Genomic DNA, 9,292 nt, shown 5'->3' on the forward strand with positions numbered 1-9,292 from the left:
GCCCGGGCGGGGGCGGCCCCCCCCCGGGGGAGGGGGGGGGCGGGGGGCGGGCCCCCCCGCCGGTCCCGCCCCGCGGTCCGGGCCCCGCGAGGGCCCCGTTTGGGCCCCCGCGCGGCCCCCCCCCCACGAGCGGGGGTGGGGGAGTCACTGGGTGACGAGCTCCAGCATCTCGCGCGCGGGCGCCTCCTCGACGAGCCGGGACGTCCGCCACAGCCACAGCACGTCCCGCCCGAACGACCACAGCAGCGAGCCGAGGGCCAGCATCGCCACGGCCGTGTTGGCGAAGTGCGGCAGCAGTTCGGAGCCGGCCAGCAGCAGGCAGACGCCCTGGATCGCGGCGACGGTCTTGCGGGCGAAGGACGGCGGCAGCGGGGCGTTCAGCCAGGGCGCGACGCGGGCCGCGGCGACGAACGCGTAGCGCATGCCGCCGATCAGCAGCACCCACGGGCCGAGCTGCGTCGACACGTACACGCTCAGCACCAGGATCAGGAACGCGTCGACCTCCATGTCGAAGCGGGCGCCCAGCGCCGTCGACGTGCCGGTGCGGCGGGCGACCTTGCCGTCGACGCCGTCCAGCAGCAGGGCCACCGCCGTCAGGGCGACCAGCAGCGTGACCGGGGGCGCGCTCTCGAAGGAGTCCGCGACCAGGGCCGTCACCCCGCCGACCAGCGTCGCCCGGCCGAGGGTGACCCGGTTGGCCGGGCCGAAGGAGCGCAGCTGGGAGCGGTGCAGTGCCCGGGAGAGGACCGCCCACGTCGCGATCGCGAAGACGAGTCCCGTCAGCCAGCCGGCCGGCCCCATGCCGATCGCCGAACCGAGCAGGGCCAGCAACAGGATCTGCACGCCCGCTCCCACAGCGGGCTCCTGCTGGACCAGCCTGGCTTCGTAAGTGTTGTTCAGGGACACCGCACGTCCTCCGGCCGAGTGACAGAGTCGATCAACGCCGCGTACTGTGCGCGGCCTGTGCACATCTCGGTACGTGAACCACTTCCCGATCGTTCAGGAGGATGCCGATGAACCGCTCCGCGCGTGCGTTCTGGCTGCGCTCGCCGGGTCACGGAGAGATCCGTGACATCACCCTTGCGGGGCCCGCCGACGGCGAGGTACTGGTGCGCTCGCTGTACTCCGGGGTGAGCCGCGGCACGGAGACGCTCGTCTTCCGCGGCGGCGTCCCGACCAGCCAGCACGGCGCGATGCGGGCGCCGTTCCAGGAGGGCGACTTCCCCGGGCCGGTCAAGTACGGGTACCTCAGCGTCGGGGTCGTGGAGGAGGGACCGGATGCGCTGGTCGGCCGTACGGTCTTCTGTCTGTATCCGCACCAGACCCGTTACGTCGTTCCGGTGAGCGCGGTGACCGTGGTGCCCGACTCCGTGCCCGCCGAACGGGCCGTGCTCGCCGGCACCGTCGAGACCGCGGTGAACGCCCTGTGGGACGCCGCACCGCTGGTCGGCGACCGGATCGCGGTGGTCGGCGGGGGAATGGTCGGCTGCTCGGTGGCCGCCCTGCTGGCCCGCTTCCCGGGAGTGCGGCTGCAGTTGGTCGACGCCGATCCGGCGCGCGCCAAGACCGCCGAGGCCCTCGGTGTCGGCTTCGCCTCGCCCGGGGACGCCCTCGGCGACTGCGACCTGGTCGTCCACGCCAGCGCCACCGAGCAGGGCCTCGCCCGCTCGCTCGAACTCCTCAGGGCCGAGGGCACGGTCCTCGAACTGAGCTGGTACGGCGACCGGCGCGTCGCCCTCCCGCTCGGCGAGGCCTTCCACTCCCGGCGGCTCACCCTCCGCAGCAGCCAGGTCGGCACCGTCTCCCCGGCCCGCCGGTCCAGCCGCACCTACGCCGACCGGCTCGCCCTCGCCCTCGGCCTGCTCGCCGACCCGGCGCTGGACGCGCTCATCACCGGTGAGAGCGCCTTCGAGGAACTGCCGGAGGTGATGCCGGGGCTCGCCTCGGGCGAGATCCCGGCCCTGTGCCACCGCGTCAGGTACACCGGCGCCCCGGGCACACAATGACGGACCCGTTCAATCCGGTACGACAGGACCGCCCGACGTGCGAAACAAGACCGCCTGACCTGAGAAAAGAGTGCAAGGAGGCTGAACACGGGGAAACGAAGAGCCGTACTACACGGCATCCCCCGGCAGGGATCCGCCGGGGGACCAGACGCGCCGCACCTGGAGGGTCGTCCGTTGTTCAGCATCACCGTCCGCGATCACATCATGATCGCTCACAGCTTCCGCGGCGAGGTGTTCGGGCCCGCGCAGCGACTGCACGGCGCCACGTTCCTCGTGGATGCCACGTTCCGCCGTGAGCAGCTGGACGACGACAACATCGTCGTCGACATCGGACTGGCCACCCGGGAGCTGGCCGCCGTCGTCAGCGAGCTGAACTACAGAAACCTCGACAACGAGCCCGATTTCGCCGGCGTCAACACCTCCACGGAGTTCCTCGCCAAGGTCATCGCCGACCGGCTCGCGGAGCGGATCGAGAAGGGAGCCCTCGGCGAGGGGGCCAAGGGCCTGGCGGGCCTGACGGTCACCCTCCACGAGTCACATGTCGCCTGGGCGAGTTACGAGCGTGCCCTGTGACCGACACGACCATCGACCGGGCACCGGCCCTCCCCTACCTGCCCGCGCAGCGCGCGGCCGCCCCTGCGAACGTCGGGATCATCCCCATGTCCCTGCGCACCGTGCACTTCGTCATGCCGGGCGGCGTCGACGACCTGGCCACGCCGAGCGGCGGCAACGCCTACGACCGGCGCGTGTGCCTGGACCTGCCCGGCTTCGGCTGGCAGGTCACCAAGCACGCCGTGGACGGCACCTGGCCCCGCCCCGGCGCGGCGGCCCGGGAGGAACTCGCCCGTACGCTGCGGGAACTGCCGGACGGTACGGTCGTCCTGCTGGACGGGCTGGTGGCCTGCGGCGTCCCCGAGATCGTCGTCCCCGAGGCCGAACGCCTGCGCCTGGCGGTGCTGGTGCACCTTCCGCTCGGCGACGAGACCGGTCTCGACCCGGCGGTGGCCGCGGACCTCGACGCCCGCGAGCGCGCGGTGCTCCGGGCCGTGCCCGCGGTGGTGGCCACCAGCGACTGGGCGGTGCGCCGCCTCGTCTCCCACCACGGACTCGCCCCGGAGCGGGTGCACGTCGCCGCCCCCGGCGCCGACATCGCGCCCCTCGCCGCCGGCACCGACGGCGTCTCGCACCTGCTGTGCGTGGCCGCGGTGACCCCGCGCAAGGGACAGCACCGGCTGGTGGAGGCGCTCGCGACGGTACGGGACCTGCCGTGGACCTGCGTCTGCGTGGGCGGACTCGGGCAGGATCCGGAGTACGTCGCCCACCTGCGCTCCCTGATCGCGAGGTACGGCCTGACGGACCGCCTGCACCTTGCGGGCCCCCGCTCCGGCGCCGACCTCGACGCCAGCTACGCCGCCGCCGACCTGATGGTCCTCACCTCCTACGCCGAGACCTACGGCATGGCGGTGACCGAGGCCCTCGCGCGCGGCATCCCGGTCCTCGCGACCGATGTCGGCGGGCTGCCCGAGGCGGTCGGCCGCGCACCCGACGGCGGCGTGCCCGGCATCCTCGTCCCGCCGGAGGATCCCGCCGCGCTCGCCGCGGAACTGCGCGGCTGGTTCGGCGAGGCCGACGTACGCCGGCGGCTGAAGGCCGCGGCCCGCGGCCGCCGCGCGGCACTCGACGGCTGGGCCACCACGGCCCGCAGCCTGGCCGGAGTCCTGCTGAGGCTCCCCGACGAACCCCGGAGGGCGGCATGAGCGAGACCACGACCACCACACCCACCGAGGGGATTCCGGCACAGCCCGGACCGAGGGACGAGATGCTTTCCGACCAGACGCCGGGTCCGTCCGACGTGATCCCCGGCGCCGGGCCCGCGGCGCGCGCCGGCGAGCGGGCCACCGTACGCCTGCGCGAGGACGCGGCCGAGGAGCCGCCCCGGTACGCGCCCGAGTGGCTGCAGTTGCGGGAGAGCGCCGACGCGGACGCCCGCGCGCTCGATCTGCTCGACCCGCTGCGGATCCGGCTCGCCGACATGCCCGGCCGGGCATCGGGCGGGCTCGTCGTGCACGACCTGGGCTGCGGCACCGGCTCGATGGGCCGCTGGCTCGCGCCCCGGCTGGACGGCCCCCAGCACTGGGTCCTGCACGACCGCGACCCCTACCTCCTCCACTTCGCCGCCGTGGCCTCCCCGCGCGCCGCCGCCGACGGCAGCCGGGTCACCGTGGAGACTCGGCGCGGCGACGTGGCCCGGCTGACCCCGGACGCGCTGCTCGGCGCGTCCCTGGTGACCGCCTCCGCGCTGCTCGACGTCCTCACCCGCGAGGAGGTCGAGACCCTCGCCGAGGCCTGCGCCGGAGCCGGCTGCCCGGCTCTGCTGACCCTCTCGGTGGCCGGACGAGTCGAGCTGACCCCCGCGCACCCGCTGGACGCGGAGATCGCCGAGGCGTTCAACGCCCACCAGCGCCGCGGCGGACTGCTCGGCCCCGACGCGATCACCGTGGCCTGCGAGGCCTTCAGCGAGCGCGGCGCGACGGTGAAGGTGAATCCCAGCGCCTGGCGGCTGGGCCCGGCCGAGTCCGCGCTGACCGCCCAGTGGCTGCGCGGCTGGGTCGGCGCGGCCGTCGAGCAGCGGCCCGAACTGCGCGAACGCGCCGACCGCTACCTCCAGGAGCGGCTGGCCGCGTGCGAGGCCGGTGAGCTCGGTGTCGTCGTCCACCACAGCGACCTGCTGGCGCTCGCCCGGCCGAAGGGCGGGGAGTCATGAGCGCGCAGGCGGTGGGCGCGGAGACCGTGACCGCGCTCCTGGACCCGCCGGGCCGCGAGCACACGCGCGCGCAGCAGCCCGGCACGGCGGAACGCGAGCAGCCGCGTACGCGGGAGGCAGGCACCGGGGAGCGCGCCACCGCCCGCTCCTTGCTGACCCGCATCGACTCCCGTGCCGTGCGCACCCACTTCGGCACGGTCGCCGGAGTCGCCATCCTCGCCGTCCTGCTGTGGCGGATGGGCACGGGAGTCTTCCTGGACGGGCTGCGCCGCATCGACGCGGTGACGCTGCTGGTGGCCCTGGGCACCGGCGTGGTGACCACCGTGTTCAGCGCGTGGCGCTGGCAGTTGGTGGCCCGCGGACTGCGTATCCGGCTGCCGCTGGGGTCCGCCGTGGCCGACTACTACCGGGCGCTGTTCCTGAACGCGGCCCTGCCCGGCGGGGTCCTCGGCGATGTGCACCGGGCGGTGCGGCACGGGCAGAGCGCCGGCGACATCCGCCGCGGCGTGAAGGCGGTCGTCCTGGAGCGGGTCGCCGGCCAGGTCGCGCTGGCCGTGTTCGGCGCGACCGTGCTGCTCACCCTCCCGTCCCCGGTCCTGGACGACGCCCGCGACCTCGCCCCGGTGGTGGCCTTCGCCCTCACGGGCACGCTCGCCGTGATTCTCGCGATCCGCATGAACCGCGCGCCCTCCCGCCGCGGCGCCCTGCGAACGGCTCTCGGCGAGGCCCGTCAGGCCCTGCTGTCCCGCGCCAACTGGCCCGGCGTGGCCCTGTCCTCCGCCGTCGTGCTGGCCGGGCACATCGCCATGTTCGTGGTGGCGGCCAGGGTCGCCGGATCCGGGGCCTCGGTCCCGGTGCTGGTCCCGCTCGCGGTCCTCGCCCTGGTCGCCATGGGCGTGCCGCTGAACATCGGGGGTTTCGGCCCCCGGGAGGGCGTCACGGCGTGGGCGTTCGGCGCCGCCGGGCTGGGCGCCGGCAGCGGGCTGGCCGTCGCCGTCGTCTACGGCGTGCTCAGCTTCGTCGCGAGCCTGCCCGGCGCCCTCGTCCTCGTCGCCCGCTGGTACGGCGGGCTGCGCCGCGACTACCGGGGTTCGCCTGCCGCCGGGGACGGCGAGGTGAGCAGCTCGAAATACGCGCCGAAGGAGTCGGCGAGGCTCGCCAGCAGTGCCTTCCCCTTTTCCGCCGAACCCAGGGAAGGGCGGCCGATGACACCCGACTCGGTATAGGCGGACATTCCCACGGTGAGCAGATGACGGCGGTCGTCCGCGGTGAAATCGGCGGACTCGTAACCAGGACGGACGAATTCGGGATGAGCGTGCAGCAGAATGGACGTCTCGATTTCACCCGCGTGCATGTCGGTGAGCAGCGACGTCTCCACCCCGGCGCGCTCCAGCGCCGCCTCCCAGTCCTCCGCGGCCGGGAACAGCGCCATGCGTTCCCCGCGCGCCGAGGATTCCTGAACGACGTTTCCCAGTACGTAGTTTCCGCCGTGGCCGTTGACCACGACGAGCGCCCCGACACCCGATGCGCGCAGCGAGGCGGCGATGTCCCGCACCACCGCGTGCAGGGTCACGGCGGAGATGCTGACCGTTCCCGGCCAGGCCGCGTGCTCGTGCGAGCAGGCGATGGTCACGGGGGGAAGGAGGTGCACCGGGTACGCTGCGGCGATCTCCCGCGCGACGGCGCAGGCGACGAGCGTGTCCGTCGCCAGCGGAAGGAAGGAACCGTGCTGTTCGAAGCTCCCGACGGGAAGGACCGCGACCTGTGTTGAGACGCCCGCCCCCCTGGTCCGTACCTCTTCCGTAGTGTCCGCCGGCAGCACACCGTATGCCGACGTACGCGCGCCCGAACCACTCATTTTTTCACGGCCTTTCGTCTCTGCTTAGGAATCAGATCATGACAGAAAACATCGGCGTACTCGGCAAGAAGACCCCACGGCGTTCGGGCGTGGAACGCGTCGTGAATGCACCGCTGCCCACCGTGTACGGGAAATTCCAGGCGATCGGCTACCTGGACCACGACCGCGGGGACGAGCAAGTCGCCCTGGTGTACGGCGACATCAGCACCGAAGACGTGCTCACCCGGCTGCACTCGGAATGCCTGACCGGTGACGCCTTCGGCTCCCAGCACTGCGAGTGCGGCGACCAGCTGGCCGCCGCTTTGCGCGCGGTCGTCGCCGAAGGCAGCGGCATCGTCGTCTACTTGAGGGGCCACGAGGGCCGGGGCATCGGACTGCTCGCCAAGCTGCGCGCGATGGCCCTGCAGGCGGAGGGCCTGGACACCGTCGAGGCGAACCTCGCCCTCGGTCTGCCGGTCGACGCCCGCGACTACGGCGCCGCCGCCGGGATCCTGCGCGACCTGGGCGTCCGCTCGGTACGCCTGATGTCCAACAACCCGCGCAAGCGCGAGTCGCTGATCCAGCACGGAATCGAGGTCGCAGAGACGGTCCCGCTGCTGATCGAGCCCTGCGAGAACAACATCACCTACCTGCGGACCAAGCGTGAGCGCATGGACCACAACCTGCCCCATCTGGACGCCGTCGCCCACTGGTCCTGATTCACCGGGCGGCGGCCCGGACAGGATGAGGGGATGACCGACGACGTCCTCCTCCCGCGCGACCAGGTGGCGCGGCTGCTCGGCCCGGGCGCGGCGATCGCCTCGCGGCGGGCGGCCTGCACCGCGCTCGGCACGGGGAACGCCGCCGTCCTGGACGGCCCGGCCGTCACGACGCGCTGCGCACGGCCGCGGGCAGCGCCGTGGCCGTCGACGCGCCGGCCGTCCGCGCGGGCGCGGAACCGGGCATCCCGGGCTCCGGCACCCAGGCCCTCGCGCACGAGCGGGCGATCGCCCGGGCGCGGAGTGAAGGCCGTGCGGCCGCGGAGCCCGGATCCGGCGCACCGGGTCCGCTCCGCCGACACCCTGGCGGCCGAGCCGGACGTACCGGTGCACGTGACCTGTACCGCCGAGGACGCCGTGGCCGGAGCGTCACCGGTCGCCGCCCGCACCCTCGGCACGACTCCCGTGGTGCGTGGTGAGCGGCCGGCACCCGGATGCACAGTGGTCGGTGTGGGCATCCAGGACGCCGCCGCGGCCTGGGTTGTGCTTTGCGCGGTGAAGGAGGCAGGCACGTGAATCTCCAGGCCCGGGTCGTGGTCGTCGGCGGCGGGGTGATGGGCACCGCCATCGCCTGCCACCTGGCCCGCGCCGGCGTACGGGACGTCGTACTGGTCGAGCGCGACGAGCTCGCCGCCGGTTCCACCTCCAAGGCGGCCGGCGGGGTGCGGGCGCAGTTCTCCGACGAGCTCAACATCCTGCTCGGAGCCAGGAGCCTGGAGGCGTTCGGGCGGTTCCGGGAGGAGATCGGGTACGACATCGGGCTCCACCGCGTCGGCTACCTCTTCCTGCTGTCGACGCCCGAGGAGGTGGCCTCCTTCGAGGCGGGCGTGCGGCTGCAGAACTCGCTCGGCGTACCCAGCCGGATGATCACCCCGAAGGAGGCCCGGCGCCTCTCCCCGCTGATCAGCACCGACGGGCTGCTCGCCGCGGCCCACTCGCCGGACGACGGGCACTGCACCCCCGAGTCCGTCGTCCACGGCTACGCGGCCGCCGCCCGTGCGCACGGCGCCCGGATCCTGCGCCACACCGAGGTCACCGGCATCGAACTGCACGGCAGCACCATCACGGCCGTGACCACCACCCTCGGCCGGATCGCCACCGGCACGGTGATCTGCGCGGCCGGCGCCTGGTCCCGGGCCGTCGGCGCGATGGCCGGGGTCGACCTGCCCGTACAGCCGCTGCGCCGCCAGATCGCCGTCACCGAACCGGTCCCGGGGCTTCCCGCCGGTCTTCCCATGACCATCGACTTCACCACCAGCCTCTACTTCCACGCCGAGGGTCCCGGCCTGCTCCTCGGCATGTCCGACCCCGACGAGAAGCCCGGCTTCGCCACCGACACACACGACCGCTGGATCCCCCGGTTGTACGAGGCGATGGAGCGGCGCGCGCCCGCCCTGCTCGACCTGCGCCGCACCGGCGGCTGGGCCGGCCTGTACGAGAACACCCCCGATCACAACGCCCTGATCGGCGAGGCCACTTCGGTCTCCCGCTTCCTGTACGCGACGGGTTTCTCCGGACACGGCTTCCTCCAGGGACCCGCCGTCGGCGAGGTCGTCCGCGACCTGTACCTCGGCCGCGCACCCTTCCTGGACGTCAGCCCCTTGAGCGCCGGCCGTTTCGCGGCCGACGCCCCGCGCCCCGAGGCCAACCTGGTATGACCGAGCTCCATGTGCGGCTGCACCACGAAGTCCGTACGGCCGGGCGCCGCACACCGATCGTGCCGCCGACGCCCGCCGCCTCGCCGGGAGCGGGGTGACGCCGACGGTGGAGGAGTCCCCGCGGCGGGGCGGCACCGTCCACCGGACGGCGCCGGACCGTCCACGGCAGCGGCCTCGCCGTGCTGTGCGACCGCGCCGAGCGGGTACGGCTGTGGCACCGCACCGCACCGCACCGCACCGCACCGCAC

At 73.7% G+C, this 9,292-nt stretch carries 9 protein-coding genes and 1 pseudogene; 8 read left to right on the forward strand and 2 right to left on the reverse strand.

Annotated elements, in window-relative coordinates; all coding sequences use genetic code 11:
- Positions 1-144: 144 nt before the first annotated feature.
- The gene (locus tag ACFW2E_RS32900) at positions 145-906 is read right to left on the reverse strand and encodes a CDP-alcohol phosphatidyltransferase family protein (protein ID WP_384471341.1); all 762 of its coding nucleotides are present in this window, start codon (positions 904-906) and stop codon (positions 145-147) included.
- 107 nt (positions 907-1,013) lie between these two features.
- On the opposite strand from ACFW2E_RS32900, the gene ACFW2E_RS32905 reads away from it, so the two are divergent.
- The 5 genes and pseudogenes from ACFW2E_RS32905 to ACFW2E_RS32925 all read left to right on the forward strand — a co-directional run.
- On the forward strand, positions 1,014-2,006 hold the full coding sequence (locus tag ACFW2E_RS32905; RefSeq protein WP_384471344.1) for a dehydrogenase: 993 nt from the start codon (positions 1,014-1,016) through the stop codon (positions 2,004-2,006).
- 174 nt (positions 2,007-2,180) lie between these two features.
- Positions 2,181-2,579, forward strand: coding sequence for a 6-pyruvoyl tetrahydropterin synthase family protein (locus tag ACFW2E_RS32910; protein ID WP_384471347.1), 399 nt, complete (start codon positions 2,181-2,183; stop codon positions 2,577-2,579).
- Entirely contained in the window at positions 2,576-3,763 is a 1,188-nt protein-coding gene (locus ACFW2E_RS32915; protein ID WP_384471350.1) for a glycosyltransferase family 4 protein, read from the forward strand. Before ACFW2E_RS32910 ends, ACFW2E_RS32915 begins: the two co-directional genes overlap by 4 nt.
- A complete protein-coding gene (locus ACFW2E_RS32920; RefSeq protein WP_384471353.1) occupies positions 3,760-4,770 on the forward strand; it encodes a trans-aconitate methyltransferase in 1,011 nt (336 codons plus the stop codon). The genes ACFW2E_RS32915 and ACFW2E_RS32920 overlap by 4 nt, the downstream gene beginning before the upstream one ends.
- A gap of 236 nt (positions 4,771-5,006) precedes the next feature.
- Positions 5,007-5,747 (forward strand): annotated as a pseudogene (locus tag ACFW2E_RS32925) (YbhN family protein); the annotation flags it as partial.
- 104 nt (positions 5,748-5,851) lie between these two features.
- Here ACFW2E_RS32925 and ACFW2E_RS32930 read toward each other — a convergent pair.
- On the reverse strand, positions 5,852-6,628 hold the full coding sequence (locus tag ACFW2E_RS32930; RefSeq protein ID WP_384471356.1) for a creatininase family protein: 777 nt from the start codon (positions 6,626-6,628) through the stop codon (positions 5,852-5,854).
- A gap of 38 nt (positions 6,629-6,666) precedes the next feature.
- Here ACFW2E_RS32930 and ribA point away from each other — a divergent pair, with 38 nt between their 5' ends.
- The 3 genes from ribA to ACFW2E_RS32945 are packed head-to-tail and all read left to right on the forward strand — an operon-like array spanning position 6,667 to position 9,044.
- On the forward strand, positions 6,667-7,326 hold the full coding sequence (ribA, locus tag ACFW2E_RS32935; protein WP_384471359.1) for a GTP cyclohydrolase II: 660 nt from the start codon (positions 6,667-6,669) through the stop codon (positions 7,324-7,326).
- Between the two features lie 33 nt (positions 7,327-7,359).
- Positions 7,360-7,902: a hypothetical protein gene (locus ACFW2E_RS32940; RefSeq protein ID WP_384471362.1), complete on the forward strand. Its 543-nt coding sequence runs from the start codon at positions 7,360-7,362 to the stop codon at positions 7,900-7,902.
- Complete coding sequence (locus ACFW2E_RS32945; RefSeq protein WP_384471365.1) at positions 7,899-9,044, forward strand: NAD(P)/FAD-dependent oxidoreductase; 1,146 nt, start codon at positions 7,899-7,901, stop codon at positions 9,042-9,044. Before ACFW2E_RS32940 ends, ACFW2E_RS32945 begins: the two co-directional genes overlap by 4 nt.
- Positions 9,045-9,292 lie beyond the last annotated feature (248 nt).

Origin of the sequence: Streptomyces sp. NPDC058964 (genome assembly GCF_042741275.1) — a bacterium.
Taxonomy (GTDB): domain Bacteria; phylum Actinomycetota; class Actinomycetes; order Streptomycetales; family Streptomycetaceae; genus Streptomyces.

What these genes read in the sequence shown, in the direction of transcription:
- ACFW2E_RS32940 (WP_384471362.1), top strand. Translation starts at nt 7,360, where the DNA reads ATGACCGACGACGTCCTCCTCCCGCGCGACCAGGTGGCGCGGCTGCTC.
- ribA (WP_384471359.1), top strand. Translation starts at nt 6,667, where the DNA reads ATGACAGAAAACATCGGCGTACTCGGCAAGAAGACCCCACGGCGTTCG.
- ACFW2E_RS32930 (WP_384471356.1), bottom strand. Translation starts at nt 6,628, where the DNA reads ATGAGTGGTTCGGGCGCGCGTACGTCGGCATACGGTGTGCTGCCGGCG.
- ACFW2E_RS32920 (WP_384471353.1), top strand. Translation starts at nt 3,760, where the DNA reads ATGAGCGAGACCACGACCACCACACCCACCGAGGGGATTCCGGCACAG.
- ACFW2E_RS32905 (WP_384471344.1), top strand. Translation starts at nt 1,014, where the DNA reads ATGAACCGCTCCGCGCGTGCGTTCTGGCTGCGCTCGCCGGGTCACGGA.